The sequence below is a fragment of the Arthrobacter sp. 9AX genome, assembly GCF_902506095.1.
Taxonomy (GTDB): Bacteria; Actinomycetota; Actinomycetes; order Actinomycetales; family Micrococcaceae; genus Arthrobacter.
In genome coordinates, this window is sequence record NZ_LR733293.1 from 3585225 (window position 1) to 3603147 (window position 17923).

At 67.2% G+C, this 17923-nt stretch carries 16 protein-coding genes; 14 read left to right on the forward strand and 2 right to left on the reverse strand.

Annotated elements, in window-relative coordinates; genetic code table 11:
- The first annotated feature begins 8 nt into the window (after positions 1-8).
- The 5 genes from BACI348_RS20760 to BACI348_RS16650 all read left to right on the forward strand — a co-directional run bounded on the left by BACI348_RS20760 (position 9) and on the right by BACI348_RS16650 (position 4954).
- Positions 9-374: a hypothetical protein gene (locus BACI348_RS20760; RefSeq protein WP_236557604.1), complete on the forward strand. Its 366-nt coding sequence runs from the start codon at positions 9-11 to the stop codon at positions 372-374.
- Entirely contained in the window at positions 371-1177 is an 807-nt protein-coding gene (locus BACI348_RS16635) for an LCP family protein (RefSeq protein ID WP_236557605.1), read from the forward strand. Before BACI348_RS20760 ends, BACI348_RS16635 begins: the two co-directional genes overlap by 4 nt.
- A gap of 232 nt (positions 1178-1409) precedes the next feature.
- On the forward strand, positions 1410-3092 hold the full coding sequence (locus BACI348_RS16640; RefSeq protein ID WP_159827997.1) for an alkaline phosphatase D family protein: 1683 nt from the start codon (positions 1410-1412) through the stop codon (positions 3090-3092).
- 160 nt (positions 3093-3252) lie between these two features.
- Positions 3253-4029, forward strand: coding sequence for a histidine phosphatase family protein (locus tag BACI348_RS16645; protein ID WP_159828000.1), 777 nt, complete (start codon positions 3253-3255; stop codon positions 4027-4029).
- Positions 4013-4954, forward strand: a complete 942-nt coding sequence (locus BACI348_RS16650; protein ID WP_236557606.1) for an NAD(P)H-hydrate dehydratase — start codon at positions 4013-4015, stop codon at positions 4952-4954. The genes BACI348_RS16645 and BACI348_RS16650 overlap by 17 nt, the downstream gene beginning before the upstream one ends.
- 188 nt (positions 4955-5142) lie before the next feature.
- On the opposite strand, the gene BACI348_RS16655 is transcribed toward BACI348_RS16650, so the two are convergent.
- Positions 5143-5565, reverse strand: coding sequence for an Hsp20/alpha crystallin family protein (locus BACI348_RS16655; protein ID WP_159828003.1), 423 nt, complete (start codon positions 5563-5565; stop codon positions 5143-5145).
- A 698-nt stretch (positions 5566-6263) separates the two neighbouring features.
- Between BACI348_RS16655 and BACI348_RS16660 the strand changes: the two genes are divergently transcribed.
- From BACI348_RS16660 to BACI348_RS16685, 6 genes are all read left to right on the forward strand, one after another.
- Positions 6264-8501 (forward strand): S9 family peptidase, encoded by a 2238-nt coding sequence (locus BACI348_RS16660; RefSeq protein WP_159828006.1) that lies wholly within the window; start codon positions 6264-6266, stop codon positions 8499-8501.
- Positions 8502-8705: 204 nt separating this feature from the next.
- Positions 8706-9416, forward strand: a complete 711-nt coding sequence (locus BACI348_RS16665) for a hypothetical protein (protein ID WP_159828009.1) — start codon at positions 8706-8708, stop codon at positions 9414-9416.
- A 77-nt stretch (positions 9417-9493) separates the two neighbouring features.
- Complete coding sequence (locus BACI348_RS16670; protein ID WP_236557725.1) at positions 9494-10267, forward strand: peptidoglycan-binding protein; 774 nt, start codon at positions 9494-9496, stop codon at positions 10265-10267.
- A 6-nt stretch (positions 10268-10273) separates the two neighbouring features.
- Complete coding sequence (locus BACI348_RS16675; RefSeq protein WP_159828012.1) at positions 10274-12736, forward strand: zinc metalloprotease; 2463 nt, start codon at positions 10274-10276, stop codon at positions 12734-12736.
- A gap of 8 nt (positions 12737-12744) precedes the next feature.
- Complete coding sequence (locus tag BACI348_RS16680) at positions 12745-12951, forward strand: hypervirulence associated TUDOR domain-containing protein (protein ID WP_159828015.1); 207 nt, start codon at positions 12745-12747, stop codon at positions 12949-12951.
- A 4-nt stretch (positions 12952-12955) separates the two neighbouring features.
- Complete coding sequence (locus BACI348_RS16685; protein ID WP_159828018.1) at positions 12956-14152, forward strand: NAD(P)/FAD-dependent oxidoreductase; 1197 nt, start codon at positions 12956-12958, stop codon at positions 14150-14152.
- On the opposite strand, the gene BACI348_RS16690 is transcribed toward BACI348_RS16685, so the two are convergent.
- The gene (locus BACI348_RS16690; protein WP_159828021.1) at positions 14149-14781 is read right to left on the reverse strand and encodes a GNAT family N-acetyltransferase; all 633 of its coding nucleotides are present in this window, start codon (positions 14779-14781) and stop codon (positions 14149-14151) included. The genes BACI348_RS16685 and BACI348_RS16690 overlap by 4 nt on opposite strands.
- 236 nt (positions 14782-15017) lie before the next feature.
- Here BACI348_RS16690 and BACI348_RS16695 point away from each other — a divergent pair, with 236 nt between their 5' ends.
- The 3 genes from BACI348_RS16695 to BACI348_RS16705 are packed head-to-tail and all read left to right on the forward strand — an operon-like array spanning position 15018 to position 17799.
- Entirely contained in the window at positions 15018-15758 is a 741-nt protein-coding gene (locus tag BACI348_RS16695) for a DUF5058 family protein (RefSeq protein ID WP_442858508.1), read from the forward strand.
- A gap of 26 nt (positions 15759-15784) precedes the next feature.
- Positions 15785-16537 carry a hypothetical protein gene (locus tag BACI348_RS16700; RefSeq protein ID WP_159828027.1) on the forward strand — a complete coding sequence of 251 codons (753 nt, stop codon included), beginning with the start codon at positions 15785-15787 and terminating at the stop codon, positions 16535-16537.
- A 14-nt stretch (positions 16538-16551) separates the two neighbouring features.
- Entirely contained in the window at positions 16552-17799 is a 1248-nt protein-coding gene (locus tag BACI348_RS16705) for an amidohydrolase (RefSeq protein ID WP_159828030.1), read from the forward strand.
- The last annotated feature ends 124 nt before the right edge of the window (positions 17800-17923 follow it).

Genomic DNA, 17923 nt, shown 5'->3' on the forward strand with positions numbered 1-17923 from the left:
GAGGCACCATGAGCACGCCAGACGGTTCTGAACCCTCCGGCACGGGTCCGTCCGGCGCAGGCGCAGTCGGCGGCGCGCCCGGAGCCGACGCGGACGCGTCGGGCGCGGCCGGCAACGCCCCCTCCGGTTCCCATCCGCACGGCCTGGGCTGGGTGGCGCACGGACGACGGCGGTGGATCGCCTCCCTGCTGGCGCTGGCACTCGTGGCGGTGGCCGTCGTCGCGATCGTTAACCTCAACCGTGCCGGCACGGAAGCGCAGCCCGCAGCAGCCCAAAGCGCTTCCCCCACGGAAACCCCCACTGATACCCCTTCCGAAAACCAGGACGTTCATGGCTCCCGCCACCCATTCCGGAACTGGCGGCGGGAGCCATGAACGTCCTGGTGATCGGCAGCGACAACCGTGCGAATGCCAGGGATGCCGCGGCCCACACCGCGGCAACGGGTGAGGCCATGGACCACCGCTCCGATACCCTGATGGTGGTCCACGTCCCGGCCGACCGGCACGCCGTGTACATCGTGTCCATTAACCGCGACCTGTGGGTGGACATCCCGGGATTCGGCGGCGGGAAGATCAACGCTGGCCTGGAGTACGGCGGCATCGACATGACCACGGCAACGGTGCAGCAACTCCTGGGCATCACCATTGACCACACACTGATGCTGGACTTCGGCGGTTACAAGGCTCTGATCGACGGGCTGGGCGGCATCGACGTCAACGTCACCCTCCCGTTCCAGTCCACGCACGATACCGGCCACTACTTCGGTCCGGGCATAAACCACCTGGACGGACAGGCCGCCATGGAGTTCGTCCGCGAGCGGTATGCCTTTGCCGATGGCGATTTCCAGCGCGTGCGCAACCAGCAGACCATGCTCCGCGCCATCCTCGCCCGGCTCACCGGCGGCGGCTACCTGAACGACGTCAACGCGGTCCGCGGACTGGTTGACTTCGCGTCCTGCTGCCTCACCGTGGACAAGGGCTTCGACCCGGTGCAGGCCGCCATCCTCGCCTACAGCCTGCGCAACCTGGACCCCAACGCGATCGGCACCATGACCCTGCCCACCGCCGGCTCCGGATTCGTGGCCGGCCAGTCCGTGCTGTTCCCCGACTACGGCGGCATCAGCGCCGTCGGGGCCGCGCTGCGGGAGGGCCGGATCGCCGAGTTCGCTGTGCCGTAGGGGTTCCGGCCCGCTGTCGGCAGGTGATGTGGGCGCTCCGGATGGGACGCGCATCTTCGGTGTCGACGCGCATGTTCTTTGACGCGGCCGGAATACCCCGTGCGTCACCGTTCTTGCGCGTCGAAAATCATCCTGCGCGTCGAATACGGGTCCCGCGCTGTTCAGCGCCGGCTTACCCGGCGTTCACCCGCGGGCAACAGTCCGTGCGCCCGGCACCGAAAGGCTGGGCTGCATGACTGATATTTCCCGCCGCACCATCGTTAAGGGCTCCGTCCTCGCCGCCGCCCTGGCCGCCACACCCGCCGCCGCATCCGCATCCGCCCCCACACCGCGCCAGCCAGCCGGAGTGGCGCTGGTCCGGAACCGCCTCACCTTGCCCAGCGGCATCGCCACCGGCGACGTCACCTCGGATTCGGCGGTGCTCTGGTCCCGCGCGTCGGGCGCCGGCCGGATGACGGCGGTACTTCGGGCAGTGGACGACGGCGGCGCGGTCCTTCGCGGTCGCGGCGCCTTTGAGCACACCCTTCGCGGTCCCCGGGCCACCCAGGCGTCCGACTTCACCGCCAAGATCCACGCCGGAAACCTGCCGTCCAACACCCGCTTCGCGCTGGAGATCAGCTTCGAGGACGACGGCGGCGCGGCAGGTGAGAGCGTGCGCGGTACCTTCCGGACGGCTCCGGACGCCGGGACGTACAACGGCAAGGGCCGCACCGGTGGCACGAGCAACGGAGGTGAGGTGACGGCGTCGTCCGTGCAAAGCTTCGTGTGGACCGGTGACACGGCGGGCCAGGGCTGGGGCATCAACGAGGAGATCGGCGGGATGCGCGGCTACCGGGCCATGCACCAGACCCGGCGAGACTTTTTCATCCACTCAGGCGACACCGTGTACGCCGACGGGCCGCTGGCCGAGACCGTGGTGGAGCGGGACGGGCAGGTGTGGCGGAACCTGGTCACGGAGGAGGTGTCCAAGGTGGCCGAAACCCTCACCGAGTTCCGCGGCCGCCACCGGTACAACTCGATGGACGCCAACATGCGGGCGATGTTCGCCGACGTCCCGGTGATCGCGAACTGGGACGACCACGAGACCACCAACAACTGGTACCCCGGCGAGATCCTGGACGATCCCCGCTACACCGTCCGCGACGTCAACACCCTCGCGGCGCGCGGACGGCAGGCGTGGCAGGAGAACATGCCGATCGCGGATTCGGCCGCGCTGTGGCGTCCGGGAACGTTCGACGACGGCGGCCAGTACCAGCCCGCGCGCATCTACCGGAAGATCAGCCGGGGCCCGCAACTGGACATCTTCTGCCTGGACATGCGCACGTTCAAGTCGCCGAACACCGACGGCAAGGAAGCCTACGCCACCAACATCCTGGGCCAGGAACAGGTGGACTGGCTGATCCGCGAGGTCACGAAGTCCACGGCGACATGGAAGGTGATCGCCGCGGACCTGCCGCTGGGGATCATCGTGCCCGACGGCGCCGTGAACCAGGAGAGCCTGGCCAACCGCGATCCGGGGGCGCCGCTGGGCCGTGAACTCGAGATCGCCGGGGTGCTGGGCGCGTTCAAGCACAACCGGGTTAAGAACGTGGTGTGGCTGACCGCCGACGTGCATTACTGCGCCGCCCACCATTACTCCCCCGAACGCGCGGCGTTCACCGACTTCGACCCGTTCTGGGAGTTTGTGGCCGGCCCGATCGCCGCAGGGTCCTTCGGGCCGAACGCGATGGACACCACTTTTGGTCCCGAGGTGGTGTTCTCCAAGGCCGGCCGCTTCGCCGGCGAGTCACCGCGCGACGGCGAAAACCAGTTCTTCGGGCATGTCCAGTTGGGCGAGGACAACACTTTCACCGCCAGCCTGCGGAACGCGAACGGTGCCACAGTGTTCTCCAAGGAGCTGACGCCGCAGCGGTAATTCCGGCGACGCGGGGTCATTCCCGGGCCACTATTTGAGGGGTTCTGGGCGCCAAGGGACCCCGCGTTGCGGTTTGTGCACGTTTACTTTCCGCTGCCTGTGGGTACGCCGCTGGTAGTGTTCCAGCATTCAGCAAGCCACGCGGACGGGGTGATTCATTGTGAAAGAGGACGGGCTGACGGAAGCTGTCCAGGAGGCCGGGGCGGTGGAGCTGCTCCTGGTCCGGCACGGCGAGAGCGAGGGCAACGTGGCGGCCACGGACGCGCGGCTGGCCGGTGCCGAAGTCATCGACGTGCCGGCGAGGGATGCGGACGTGAACCTGTCAGGCACCGGCCAGGAGCAGGCCAAGGCCCTGGGCGCAGCCCTGGCCAGGATCGCGGAGGACGTCCGGCCCGACACCGTGGTGTCCTCCCCTTATGCCCGGGCGCGCCAGACCGCTGAGATCGCAGTGGAAACCGCCGGTTGGCCGGTGGACGTCCGTGTGGATGAGCGGCTGCGCGACCGCGAGTTGGGCATCCTGGACCGACTGACGCGGCTGGGGGTGGAGAAGCGGTTCCCGGAAGAGGCCGAGCGCCGGGAGTGGCTGGGCAAGCTGTACTACCGGCCGCCGGGCGGGGAATCCTGGGCCGATGTGGCCCTGCGGCTGCGCTCCGTCCTTGACGAGCTGAACAACCTGAGCACTGGGCACCGCGTGATGCTGGTCTGCCACGACGCCGTGATCCTGTTGTTCCGGTACGTCCTGGAAGGAATGAACGAGGAACAGATCCTGGATCTGGCGGCCAGCACCTCGGTCCTGAATGCCTCCCTGACCCGCTATGTCCGGCCGTCCGGCGAGGGACCGTGGACGCTGGAAAGCTTCAACGTGGCAGATCACCTCACCGAGCAGGGCGTCGAAGTCACCGAACACGCCGGAGACTCCAGTGTCCACCCGAAGTGACCCGGGCTCACCCACACTGGTGACGCCGTCGCTGCTGCGTGAGTGGCCGCTGCCGGCGCCGGGCGAGGACAAGTATTCGCGCGGTTCGGTCCTGGTGATTGGCGGTGCGCGGGCCACGCCGGGGGCTGCCCTGCTGGCTGGTGCCGCCGCTCTGCGGGCCGGGGCGGGGAAACTCAGCCTCGCCGTGGCGGAGTCGGTGGCCGTGCAGGTGGCGGTGGCTCTTCCCGAATGCGGGGCCATGGGACTGCCGGAAACGGCCGGAGGGTCCGTGACCGGTGAGGGGTTGGACCGGATCGGGTCCTACCTCGACCGGGCCGATGCGGTTCTGGTGGGCCCGGGCCTGGACGACGCGGACCTCGCTACGGAACTGCTGCGGGGGCTGCTTGAGCGGGAGGCCGGCTCCGGTGATTCGCGCCCTGGTGAGGAGGGCGCCGGTGGAGGCCCCGCCGTCGTACTTGACGCCTTTGCCCTCGGCGGACTGCTGAAGGTGGCCGATCAGCTGGAGCCCTGGAAGGGACGGCTCATCCTGACGCCGAATCCCAAGGAGGCCGCGGTACTGCTGGAGCGGGACGTGGATGACCTCGAGGCTGATGTGGCCGAGATTGCGGACAAGTTCCAGGCGGTGGTGAGCTGCCAGGGCTTCATCGCCCGGCCGGCGGGCGGCGGGACGGAGGATGAGCCCCGGCTTTGGCAGATCACCACGGGCTACGGCGGACTGGGAACCTCAGGGAGCGGTGATGTGCTGGCCGGGGCCATTGCGGGCCTCCGTGCGCGGGGTACCAGCCACGCTCAGGCCGCCTGCTGGGGAACCCACCTCCATGCCGCGGCGGCCGACCGGCTGGCCAGCAGGATGGGACCCCTCGGCTTCCTGGCCCGCGAACTCGCCGACGAATTGCCCGCGCTGATGCTGGAGTTGGACACCTGAGTTTCCGGGCTGGCAGCGCTCCGGCGTGGGATGACCCCCGGCACGGGCCGGGGGTCACCGTATCGGGAGGTTCAGGCATAGGCTGCCGGTGCGCAACAAGCGCTGTGGCGTGCACATTCGCGATCCGCCCAAAAGGCAGTCAGCAATAAACAATTACCCGACGTCCCGATTCTGTTGAGCTGTTGAGACTAGGCGGAAATTTCCTGCTTTTTGCCCTTGGTCTCAATCTCGATCTTACGCGGTTTAGCCCGTTCGGCGACAGGGATCCGCAGGATCAGGACACCGGCGTCGTAAGTTGCCTTGACGTTGTCGGTATCAAGGGTGTCCCCGAGGATCAGCTGGCGGCTGAACACGCCGCGCGGGCGCTCCGAGGCGATCAATTCGGTGTCCTTTCCGGCAGGCTCGGGCCGCTCGGCCTTCACCGTCAGGACATTCCGTTCCACATTCAGGTCCACCGAATCCAGTGCGACGCCGGGCAGGTCAAAGGCGACGACGAATTCCTGGCCCTCCCGCCAAGCGTCCATCGGCATGGCTGCCGGACGTGCTGCGGTGCCCAGGACCTGCTGGGCCAGCCTGTCCAGCTCACGGAACGGATCGGTCCGCATCAACATGGCTTCCCTCCTCCTAAGAGACGGTCCAACAATGTTCCGGTATCAGCCGATCTGTAGTGGCTGATATAGATTTTTTAGCACTGCTGCCGCAGGTCTGCAAGTATTCCGGGAAGGATTTTTTCTCATTTTGTGTGTTCGACCAAACAGTCCGAAGGGGCCTCCCACGGCGTGCGGAAGGCCCCTGCTTTGTGCTTTTTGGCTGGTCAGCTGCCGGTGGTCAGCTGCGGGTGGGATCGGGACGCAGCGGTGCGGGCCCCGGATCCGGGACTGGCAGTGGCCCTGGAGGTTCCGGCGTCGGGAACGGGCTGGGAGGCTGCGGGCCGGGATGGCCGGGCTGGGCGGGATCAGGCTGGTCCGGGCCGGGTTCCGGCGGGAACGGTTCGGGCTCGTGCACTGGCGGGATGGTCATATGCTTCCCCTCTCACGCTGGGCGGTTGTGCCTTAGCGTGAACAGGATACGCCTGCGGCCCTAACCCCACTAGGGCACCTAGCGCCTCCCGACGCCCGCTCACTTATGACCGCCTTCCCCCAAACCCCGCTCACTCAAGGCCGCCTTCCCGCAAACGCCGGCTCGCTTGAGCATCCAGACTGCGCCCGGGTGCACGCTCAGGCGGCCACAACTGCACCCGGGTTTGCAGGGTTATCGTCCGGTAGCGAACGGGCGGTTCATTGTCCGGGCAGGTCTATATATTGAAAACATGACCCAGACTCCGCTGCAGGATTCCGCCGGCACCGCGACTGCCACGCCCGCTCCCCCGGTTGCCAAGAAGATCCCCACCGAACGCAAACACCACGGGGACACCTTCGTGGACAATTACGAGTGGCTGCGGGACAAGGAATCGGCCGAGGTCGTGGAGCATCTGAAGGCCGAAAACGCCTACCAGGAAGCCGTCACCGCGCACCAGGAGCCGCTGCGCGAGGCCATCTTCCAGGAGATCAAGGGCCGCACCCAGGAAACGGACCTTTCCGTCCCCCACCGCAAGGACGGCTGGTGGTACTTCAGCCGCTCCGTGGAGGGCAAGGAATACGGCATCCAGTGCCGGGTCAAGGCCGGTAACACCGGCAATCCGGTACGGGACTGGACGCCGCCCCAGGTGGAGCCCGGCGTCGACATTCCCGGCGAGGAGGTCCTGCTGGACGGCAACGTCGAGGCGGAGGGCAAACCCTTCTTCTCCGTGGGCGGCACGGCCGTAACGGTGGACGGCAACCTGTATGCCTACGCCGTGGACAACAGCGGCGATGAGCGCTTCGCCCTGCGCATCAAGGACCTCCGGACGGGTGAGCTGCTCCCGGACGTTATCGAGAACGTCTTCTATGGGGTCTCCTTCTCACCTGACGGCGCCCGCATCTTCTACACGGTTGTGGACGAATCCTGGCGCCCGTACCAGGTCAAGGCGCACACCCTGGGCACCCCGGTCACCGAGGACGTGGTGATCTACCAGGAGGACGACGTCGCCATGTGGCTTGGCTTCGAACTCTCCGCGGACCGCCGCTACCTGGTGCTGGGCATCGGCTGCTCCGAGTACAGCGAGACCCGCCTGCTCCGCTTCGATGACCCCGCCCAGGAACTGGCCACCGTGATTTCCCGGGACGAACGCGTGCTCTACGAGGCCGAACCCTTCCTCCTTCCCGGCCCTGGCGGCAGCAAGACGGAAAAGATCCTGCTCACGCACAACCGGGGCGCGATCAACTCCATGGTCTCCCTGACGGACCCGGCCGAGCTGGCAAAGCCGCTCGCGGAGCAGCAGTGGGACACCGTCGTCGCACATTCCGACGACGTCCGCGTCAACGGCGCGGGCGTCACCTCGACACACCTGGTGGTGTCCATCCGGAAGGACACCATCGAGCGCGTCCAGGTGATGGGGCTCGCCGGGCTGGGGACGGCCTCGCAGGAAGCACCCGTGGAGCCGGCGTTCGAAGAGGAGCTGTACACGGCCGGCGTGGGCCGCTCGGACTACGAGGCGCCGGTGATCCGGCTGGGCTACACGTCCTACTTCACGCCGTCGCGCGTTTACGACTTTGTGCTGCCCACTCCGGAGCAGCCCGCCGGCGAGCTGCTGCTGCGGAAGGAAAGCCCGGTACTGGGCGGCTACGACGGCAACGATTACGTGGCCACCCGCGAATGGGCGACGGCGGCGGACGGCACGCGCATCCCGCTCTCCGTGCTGCGGCACAAGACCGTCAAGCAGGATTCGACGGCGGCCGGTCTAGTGTACGGGTACGGCTCCTATGAGCTGAGCATGGATCCCGGTTTCGGTATTGCGCGGCTGTCCCTGCTGGACCGCGGTGTGGTGTTTGTGATCGCGCACATCCGCGGCGGCGGCGAGCTGGGCCGGCACTGGTACGAGGACGGCAAGAAGCTCACCAAGAAGAACACGTTCACCGATTTCATTGACGCCACCGACTGGCTGGCCGGATCGGGCTGGGTGGATCCGGCCCGGATCGCGGCCCTGGGCGGTTCGGCCGGCGGGCTGCTGATGGGTGCCATCGCGAACATGGCGCCGGAAAAGTACGCCGCGGTGGTGGCACAGGTGCCGTTTGTGGATCCGCTGACCAGCATCCTGGATCCGGACCTGCCGCTGTCCGCGCTGGAGTGGGAGGAATGGGGCAACCCCATCACGGATCCTGAGGTATACCAGTACATGAAGTCCTACACCCCGTACGAAAACGTGCGGCAGGTGGCCTACCCGAAGATCGCTGCCGTGACATCGTTCAACGACACCCGGGTGCTGTACGTGGAGCCGGCCAAGTGGGTGCAGGAGCTGCGGAACAAGACCGCAGGATCCGAGCCCATCATCATGAAGATCGAGATGGACGGCGGGCACGGCGGCGCGTCCGGCCGCTATGTCCAGTGGCGTGAACGGGCCTGGGACTACGCCTTCATCGCCGATTCGCTGGGGGCCACCACGCTGCTGCCGGGCGCCGGGCTGCGCTAACGGGAGGCCAGGGCGCGGGTGGGGATTGCCGGTATCCAAAAAAGCTCATCACACTTACTCTTATCTGACGCAGTGCTGTCCGCTGGGGGGCAGGTCAACCGCGCCGGAACATGAGGTGACGTGAGCATGTTTTCCCAGCACAGCGACGAAGGAACAACCGCTTGTCCGCGGCGTGCGGCGGGCTTTCCCGGTCGCAAGTTGGCCGTGGCAACCGTTACGGCTCTTTTGGCCGGACCCGCGGGGGCATGGTGGCCCGCCGCCGGAGCGTACGCCGCAGTCCCCCGGGACGGGAGCACGGTACCGGCTGCCGAATGGGAGGATTCGGGCCCGCCGTGGGTTTTCCCGTTCGAACCGCCGGAGGACCCGGAAGGGGACGGTAACCAAGCCCTGGCGGTCACCACCACGGACGGCTCAGTGGACTACAGCGTGGAGTTCGCGCTGGTCTGGGCCGAGGATGGCGAGCCGGTCATCACAAAGAATGAAGCGTACGCGTTCGCCAACTGCACGGACTGCACCGCGGTGGCCGTGGGATTCCAGGTGGTGCTGATTGAGGAACCAACCGACGTCATAGCTCCGGACAACCGGTCGGCGGCGGTGAACTATGACTGCTCCGGATGCAACACTTTTGCAGTGGCCAACCAGCTGGTTCTGTCGCTGCGCGGCCCGTTGAGTGACGACAGCATGGAGCAGCTGTCAGCGCTGTGGTGCGAAATTAACGAGTACGGCAGCGCCCTCGAAGACGTCCCCCTGTCCGACATCCAGAACCGGCTCGAGGCGTACCAGGAGCAGATCACCGCAATCGTCCAGGCCGGCCCCGGTGCCACCGAAGACGGCAGTGCAACGTCCGTCGAACCCGCTGCCGAACCTGCCGCCGAAGCCGGAACAGTCAGCGGTGCGGATTTCAAAAAAACATAATCATGCTTACTATTGTCTGGCGTCGGGCTGCCCGCTGGGGGTAGACAACCCGCGCCACACTGGAGGTTTGCGTGAGCATGGAACAGGAAATGCGTCCCCTGACCGACGACGAACTGACCGCAGAACAGGCAACCGCTTTGCCGGACAAAGAAGTCGCCTCCGTCCTTGACCTGAACGCCGATCTTGACCTCGGCATCGACGCCGCTGCACCCATCGACTTGGCCGTCGCGGCCAACGCCAACGTCGCCGCTCCGATCGATGCCGCAGCCTCGGCCAACATCCTCTCGTTCGGCTCCGATGCCCAAGCGCTGGCGGACCAGGGCGTCATGATCGACCAGGGCATCGTGGCGGACGCGAACGCCGAGTCCACGCAGGACAGCGTCATCGGCCAGGCCAACGACACGGTGGACGGCGGCACGGCGGGCACTGGCGCGGCGGGCACCGATGCTGCGGGCACCGCAGGAACGGGCACCGATGGTGCCGTCCCGGGCGGCTCTGTCCCCGACGGCTCGGTCCCCGACGGCGCCGACGGAGCGATCCCGGACGGAGGCCTCGGCGACGCACTGCCCGACGTCGGTGCACTGCCGGTGGATCCCGCAGCCGCCCTCGACGGGGACCTGCTCAACGTCAACGTGGACCTGGCCGCCGACGCCGATATCGCGGCTCCGATCAACGGCGCTGTGGCCGCCAACGCCAACGTGGCCGCGCCGATCGATGCCGCCGTAGCCGCGAACATCGGCTCCATCGACAGCCAGGCCTACGCCGTGGCTGACCAGGACGCACTGATCACCCAGCACATCGAGGGCGAAGCCAATGCCTCCGCTGACCAGCAGTCCAACCTCGAACAGTAAGCCCGGATGACCCACACCAGCGGCGGGCCGCGCACCCGGCCCGGCCCGCCGTCGTCGTCCGCTGCACTCCCAGGCGGGCCTCCGCTGCACGTTCCCGCCCGGGCGGACGGGGTCCAGCTGATCGGCCGGGCGCTGGGATCCGGCTACCGGGAGCCGCCGTCACTGGTCCGCCGCGCGGACGGGCAAACGCTGCAGCTGACGCCGCTGCTGTTCGCGGTGCTCGAAGCGGTGGACGGCAACCGCACGGTGGAGGAGGTGGCCGAATACGCCAGCGGGGCGTCCGGCCGGCTCATCAGCGCCGGCAACGTTCGGACCCTGATGGACTCACAGCTGCTGCCGCTTGGCCTGCTCCGGCTGGCCGACGGGTCGCAGCCGGAGGTGCGCAAAGCCAACCCGTTGCTGGGCATGCGCTTCCGCTACACGGTGACCGATCCGGAGCGGACCCGAAGGATCACGGCACCCTTCACGGCCCTGTTCAACCCGCTGATTGTGGTGGCTGTGACGGCGGCGTTCCTGGCGTCGTGCTGGTGGGTGCTGATGGTGAAGGGGCTGGGATCGGCTACCCATGAGGCGTTCGAGAATCCCGTCCTGCTGCTGCTGGTCTTTGCCGTGACCATCCTGTCTGCCGGCTTCCACGAGTTCGGGCACGCCGCCGCTGCGCGCAAGGGCGGTGCCACGCCGGGCGCCATGGGTGCGGGCCTGTACCTGGTCTGGCCGGCGTTCTTTACGGACGTCACGGATTCCTACCGGCTGGGCCGGGGCGGCCGCCTCCGCACCGACCTGGGCGGGCTGTATTTCAACGCCACCGTTGCCGTGGCGATCATGGGGCTGTGGTGGGCCACCGGCTTCGATGCCCTGCTGCTGGTGGTGGTCACACAGATCCTGCAGATGGTCCGCCAACTGCTGCCCCTGGTCAGGTTCGACGGCTACCACATCCTGGCCGATGCCACCGGGGTCCCGGACCTCTTCCAGCGCATCAAGCCTGTCCTCCTCGGCCTGCTCCCCTGGCGGTGGGGGCGGCCGGAAAACAAGGTCCTCAAGCCCTGGGCACGCGCCGTCGTGACGCTGTGGGTGCTGGTCACCGTGCCGCTGCTGCTGTTCAGCCTGGCCATGATGGTGATCTCCCTTCCGCGGCTGCTGGCCACCGCCTGGGCCAGCGCCGCCAAGCAACAGGCCATGCTCACCGAGGGCCTGTCGTCCGGGGATTTCGCCGGTGCCGCGGTCCGCGCCCTGGCCATCGCGGCCGTTGTCCTGCCCACCCTGGGCATGCTGTACATCCTGGGGCGCCTGCTGCGGCAGGTGGTCACCGGGCTCTGGCAGAAGACGCGCGGCAAGGTTGTGCAGCGCACCGCTGCCATGGGTGCCGTGGCCGCGCTGTTGGCGGGGCTCGCCTGGGCATGGTGGCCCGACGGCGGGACGTACCGTCCGGTCCAGCCTTACGAACGCGGGACGCTGGCTGATGCAACCTCCTCAGTCCTGCCGTCCGCAGGCAGTGCCCTGCGGGAGGGCGGCAGCGGGCGGACCGTTGCGCTCTGGCCGGAGGGAGCCGCGAAGCCGACCCGGGAGAACCCGCAGCTGGCCATGGTGCTGGTTCCCGCAGGGGGTGCGGGTGCTGGCTCATCCGCCGTTGACCCGGCTGGATCCGCCGCATCCGGCGGCGCCGGTGCAGCCGCTCCGTCGTGGGTGTTCCCGTTCGACCGGCCGGACGCTCCCGAGGAGGACGGCAACCAGGCACTGGCGGTGAACACCACCGACGGGTCCGTCACCTACAGCGTGGCTTTCGCGCTGGTGTGGGCCGAGGACGGAGAATCCGTTGACACCCGGAACGAGGCCTACGCCTTTGCCAGCTGCAGCGGCTGTTCGGCCGTGGCGGTGGGTTTCCAGGTGGTCCTCATCGTGGGCCAGGCGGACGTTATTGTGCCAGAAAACCTCTCGGCCGCCGCGAACTACAACTGCTTACAATGCCTCACCTACGCCCTGGCCAGCCAGCTCGTCCTCACCCTGGACGGCCCGTTAACGGACGAAGGCATGGCTTCGCTGCAGGCGCTGTGGGCAGAGATCGCGGAGTACGGCCGGACCATCCGAAACGTACCGCTCTCGGAAATCCAGGGCCGGCTGGCCGCCTACAAGGAACAGATCACAGCCATCATCAGGGCAGACCCCAGCGCCACGAAAAACCCGGCGCCCACCGGCACTTCCCGGGCCACCGTCCCGCCGGGCGGGACAGCCGAGCCCGCCGCGCCGACCGGAACGGGTGTGCCGGCACCCGGACAGACCGCGCCCGGTTCGCTCACAGGAACCCGGGCACCTGCCCCGGCAGGAACAGCGCCTGCCACCGCCCCGCCGAGCCAGCCCGCCCCCGGTGACGCTCCGCCGTCGTACACCCCCGTTGAGACGCCGGCCCCAACGGCGGATACTGGGGGCACGGCCCCGGCCGTGCAAGCCCAGTCCACTGCAAACCCCAGCTAGGAGAGCCGATGTCGTTGAGCAAGGGAACGTCCGTGGAATGGAATACGCCGCAGGGCAAGACGCACGGCAAGATCGTGGACAAGAAGACCAGTGACTTCGAGCTGGACGGCAACACCCACCGCGCCAGCGAGGATGAGCCCCAGTACGTGGTGGAATCGGCGAAAACCGGGGCACGTGCCGCACACAAAGCCTCGGCCCTGACGGAACGGAAGTAGCACGGTGGCCGCGCAGCATGAGGTGGTGGTCATCGGCGGCGGCAATGCGGGCATCTCCCTCGCCGCCCGGCTGGAGCGTTACGGGGTCAAGGACGTGGCCGTCGTCGAACCGCGGGAGCACCATCTGTACCAGCCCCTGTTCTCGCACATCGCCGGGGGCCGGGCCTTAGCCGCCGAAGCCATCCGGCCGCAGGAACCCCTGATCCCGGACGGGGTCACGTGGATCCGGGACGCCGCCACCGGAGTGGACACGGACTCGAACACCGTGAGCCTCGCGTCCGGCGGCACGGTGGCGTACGGACAGCTGGTGGTGTGCCCCGGGCTGCAGTATGACTGGGATGCCGTGCCCGGGCTCCGCGACGCGGTCCATTCGCCGAACGGCGCCTCCCACTACGAGTTCGAGTTGGCGCCCAAGGCCTGGACCCTGCTGAGCGGGCTGACATCGGGTACCGCGTTGTTCACGATGCCCGCCGGACCGGTCAAATGCGGCGGCGCAGCCCAGAAACCCATGTACCTGGCCTGCGACTACTGGAAGGACCAGGGCGTCCTGGACCGCATCCGCGTGGTGATGGTGCAGCCCTACCCCACCGTGTTCGGCGTGCCGGAGGTGGACCGGGAGCTGGACCGCAAGATCGCCGAGTACGGGATCGAGCTGTGGACCAACAGCGAACTGGTGTCCGTTGACGCGTCCGGGCAGCGGGCAACGATCCGCAACACGGAAACCGGCGATGAGGAAGTCCTGCATTACGACGTCCTCAACGGCGTGCCGCCGCAATCGGCTCCGGACTGGCTCAAGGCCACCGACCTGCCCGCGGCCGGTGACGCCGGCGGTTTTGTGGAGGTGGACCGGCAGACCCTGCGGCACATCCGGTTCCCGAACGTCTGGTCCCTGGGTGACGCCGCCGGAACCACCAATTCAAAGTCCGGCGGTGCCTTGCGCAAGCAGACCTCCGTGCTGGCCAGGAACCTGGTGGCCGGCCGGAAGGGGAAGCGGCTGCCGGCCAAGTACAACGGCTACTCCGTGTGCCCGTTCACCGTCTCCCGCGACACCGTGGTGTTCGCCGAGTTCGACGACCGCTACCGGCCCATGCCCACCATCCCCCGCGTCCCCACCTGGAACGAGAGCAAGCTGTCCTGGGTGGTGGACCGGACCATCTTCCCGCAGGTGTACTGGAACCTGATCCTCAAGGGCCGCGCCTAGGCACTGCCGGTTATTGACGAAGGGCCCACGACCGCAAGGTTCCCTGGCCGGGCTTGCGAGGTGCGGCGCTTCAAAGCCCGGTCCACCCGCCACTCGTCGGCCAGGACCGCGTAGATCAGCTCGGTGGCCCACTGGCCTTTGTAGTGCCACTTGTCCACGTGCCGCCCCTCCTGCCGCATGCCCAACCGGCGGCAGAGTTCTGCGGATGCCGTGTTGAGCTCGTCCAGCCGGGCCTCGATCCGGTGCATGCCCAGTTCTTCGAAGCCGAGTTTGAGCACAGCGTCCGCGGCTTCGGTGGCGTAGCCCTTGCCCCGGGCAGCGGGCGCCAGCGTCCAGCCGATTTCGCCCTGGCCCCGGCCGGGGAGCCACTTCAGGACCACCTCGCCCTGCAGGCCGGGACGGGCCGGGTCCTCGATGGCGAGCGCCACCCAGTCGCCCTCCTTCTCGAAGGCGAAGTTGGCGTACTTGCCCACCCGCTCCATCGACTGCGTGTACGTCTTGGCCGGGCCGGGCAGGAACCGTGCCGTCTGCGGCAGCGAATGGTAGGCGTGGTAGGCGTCCAGGTCGCTGCCCTCGAAGCGGCGCAGGATGAGCCGTTCCGTCCGGATCGGCAGGGTGATGTGCGGCATGGACCGAGGCTACTCCAAGGCCCGTCGATTGCTCACTTTGAACTGCAGGAGCCTTCCAGGACCGAAGTCCGGCCGCAAAAGTTACGCCGCCGCACCACGGCTGTAATCGGGCGGAAATCTTCAAAGTATGTACTTATGGACATTCAATGCTCTATAAATGAGAAATATAGACATTGACAGCCATTCATATCCATATTTGGACACTCAATGATGTTTGTCCATAGGTCTTCATAGGAGTGCACGTGGTCTTAACAGCGGTCGATCCCAGTTCCACAGACATCACCCCCCTCATCCATCACCCCGTCCTGTGGGCATCCGCGGTGGGCGTCTTCGCCGTGGTAATCCTGCAATCCGTTATCTACTTCAAGGCCATCAGCAAAGCAGCTCCCGCAGCTGACCTGTCGCGGGCCCAGGTGGCCGGCTCGGTCCGCTCCGGAGCGGTAGCGGCGATCGGACCGTCCCTGGCCGTCGCACTCATCGCCATCAGCCTGCTGCCCCTTTTTGGCACACCCGCTGTACTGACGCGCATCGGACTGGTCGGGTCGGCTGCCTTCGATGTGGCCGCAGCCGGCATCTCAGCAGGTACCCAGGGTGCGCAGCTGGGCGGCCCCAGCTATACCCAGAAAATCTTCGCCATCGCCTTTGCGGCGATGACCATCGGGGGGCTCGTCTGGATGCTCACGGCCCTGATCCTCACCCCCATCATGAGCAAGGGCGACGCAAAGCTTCGCAAGGTCAACCCTGCAGTGATGGCCATCGTCCCGACGGCGGCGCTGCTGGGCGCGTTTTTCACGCTGGCGTTCCAGGAAGTACTCAAGTCTCCGGCCCACTTGGGGACCATGGTCGCCTCCGCCGGCGCCATGGCCATCTGCCTCGTGCTGGCACACAAGTTCCGGCTCCCCTGGCTGCGGGAATGGGGATTGGGAGTGGCCATCATTGTGGCGCTCTCCGCCGCCTACTTCATGACCGCAGCCTGAAAACCCACCCGACAGGAGCCATTCAGATGCCTACACTGACACCCGCTGAGAAGACCTCAGGATTTTCCGCCTTCGACCGCACCACCTCTGTTTGGGGACCCATCACGCTGGGCCTCGGACTCCTCATTTCCTTGGCTGCGGCGCTGTACGCCGCCTTCGGCACCGGCGTGGGTGTGACCCCGCTGGAGCTGGTCACCGCGGTTGGTGCAGTACTGGCCACTTTCGGGATCATCGCAGTGATTGAGCCGGTGTCCTACTTTCCCATTTTGGGCCGCTCCGCCATGTACCAGGCGTTCCTGATCGGCAACATCGCCAACAAGCTGCTCCCCGCAGCCATCGTGGCCCAGGCCAACCTCGGCGAAAAGCCGGGTACCCGGCGCGCGGAACTCATCGCCGGAAGCGCCATCATCGGTGCGGTCCTGGTCCACATCACCACGCTCATCCTCTTCGTGGGCGTATTGGGCACCTGGCTTGTGGGCATGCTGCCCGCACCGCTGATTGCCACTGCCCGCAGCTACATCCTGCCCGCGATCTTCGGGGCAGTGGTGCTCCAAAGCGTCCTGGCAATGAAAAGCCGCCGCACCACGATGGTCGCGGTGGCAGTTGCGGCCGCCATCGTCTTTGTTGTTGTGCCCCTCGCGCCGGCCCTGACCTACTTCGCCACGGCACTGGCAGTCATCATCACCATTGCCGCTTCATGGTTGGCGCGGTCGAAAACGGCGCCAACCGGCTCCACGCAGGAAAAGCAGCCCACAACGATTTCCGAACCCACCCACTGAAAGGGAAACCCAAGATGACCACCACCACCGACTCGCGGCTCACAGCCGGCGTCGCTGTTCCTGAATCGTTTGTGGAGCGCTACGTTGAGGTCTACAAGCACCTCCATGCCAACCCCGAACTTTCCGCCCAGGAATTCCAGACCGCCGAGTACATCGAAGCCCATCTGGCCGGGCTCGGCATCGACTCGTTCCGATGCGGCCGGACCGGCGTCGTCGGGATCCTCAGGAACGGCGAAGGCCCGGTCATCGGTTTCCGTGCCGACACCGACGGCCTGCCGATAGCGGAGCAGACAGGCCTGGACTACGCCAGCGCTGCGACGGGTGCCTTGCCCGACGGCGCCACCGTCCCGGTCATGCACGGTTGCGGACACGACACCCACATCGCCGCAGCTCTTGCGCTTGCCGCCCTCCTCTCGGAACGGGTTGAGCTGTGGGCGGGGACGCTGGTGATCATTTTCCAGCCCGGCGAAGAGACCGCCTACGGTGCCAGGGCGATGATCGACGACGGGCTGTGGGACCGGGCACCGAAACCGGAGGTTGTACTCGCCCAGCACGTTATGCCGCTCAGCGAGGGCAAGCTCCTTATCCGGGGCGGCCACATGGCCAGCCTTGCTGACTCCTGGAAAGTTACGGTCCACGGCCGGCAGGCGCACGGTTCCCAGCCGGAGAAGTCCATCGACCCCATTGTTGCCGCCGCCGCGATGGTCATGCGCCTGCAAACCATCGTCTCCCGCGAACTCCCGCCCACCACCCCGGCGGTGGTTACGGTGGGGACGTTCCACGCCGGGCTGAAGGAAAACATCATTCCGGAGTCCGCGGAGTTCTCCCTTAACGTCCGTACCCCTGATGAGGAAACCCGCGCCGCGGTCCTGGAAGCAATCCGGCGCATCATTTCCGCCGAAGCTGCAGCCTCGCGCGCCCCCGAACCGGTCATCGAAGAACTGAACAACTTCCCCCGCTGCTTCAACGATCCGGCGTCCGCCGCCCGGGTGGCGCAAGCCTTCAGGGCTGACTTCGGAGCGGAAGCCCTGGTCGAAGCACCGCTGGGGATGGGATCCGAAGATGCCGGATGGCTCAGCGACGCGATTGGCGTCCCGGGTGTGTTCTGGGCCTTCGGCGCCTTCGAACCGGGTCTCTTTGAGGACGGCGCGTCCCCGGCCGGCAACCACTCGCCGTTCTTTGCCCCGGACGCCCGTGCCGCCGTGGTTGGCGGAACGGGGGCGGCGCTCTCCGGGGTGCTAGCCTATCTGGGCCGGAACTGATGTATGCAGGGTGGCGGCCAAGCCGCCACCCCGCACCCTTTCCGGAGTGCATGCGGGACGGGCTGCGCGCGGTTCAGTCGCGCCTGCCCCGCGGGCAGCGGGATTTCAGCGAACGGGGGTGCGG

Bases quoted from the DNA above. Each gene is read 5' to 3' on its own strand.
- BACI348_RS16690 (WP_159828021.1), bottom strand. From the start codon at position 14,781: ATGCCGCACATCACCCTGCCGATCCGGACGGAACGGCTCATCCTGCGC.
- BACI348_RS16675 (WP_159828012.1), top strand. From the start codon at position 10,274: ATGACCCACACCAGCGGCGGGCCGCGCACCCGGCCCGGCCCGCCGTCG.
- BACI348_RS16640 (WP_159827997.1), top strand. From the start codon at position 1,410: ATGACTGATATTTCCCGCCGCACCATCGTTAAGGGCTCCGTCCTCGCC.
- BACI348_RS16670 (WP_236557725.1), top strand. From the start codon at position 9,494: ATGGAACAGGAAATGCGTCCCCTGACCGACGACGAACTGACCGCAGAA.
- BACI348_RS16705 (WP_159828030.1), top strand. From the start codon at position 16,552: ATGACCACCACCACCGACTCGCGGCTCACAGCCGGCGTCGCTGTTCCT.
- BACI348_RS16635 (WP_236557605.1), top strand. From the start codon at position 371: ATGAACGTCCTGGTGATCGGCAGCGACAACCGTGCGAATGCCAGGGAT.
- BACI348_RS16700 (WP_159828027.1), top strand. From the start codon at position 15,785: ATGCCTACACTGACACCCGCTGAGAAGACCTCAGGATTTTCCGCCTTC.
- BACI348_RS16660 (WP_159828006.1), top strand. From the start codon at position 6,264: ATGACCCAGACTCCGCTGCAGGATTCCGCCGGCACCGCGACTGCCACG.
- BACI348_RS16655 (WP_159828003.1), bottom strand. From the start codon at position 5,565: ATGTTGATGCGGACCGATCCGTTCCGTGAGCTGGACAGGCTGGCCCAG.
- BACI348_RS16680 (WP_159828015.1), top strand. From the start codon at position 12,745: ATGTCGTTGAGCAAGGGAACGTCCGTGGAATGGAATACGCCGCAGGGC.
- BACI348_RS20760 (WP_236557604.1), top strand. From the start codon at position 9: ATGAGCACGCCAGACGGTTCTGAACCCTCCGGCACGGGTCCGTCCGGC.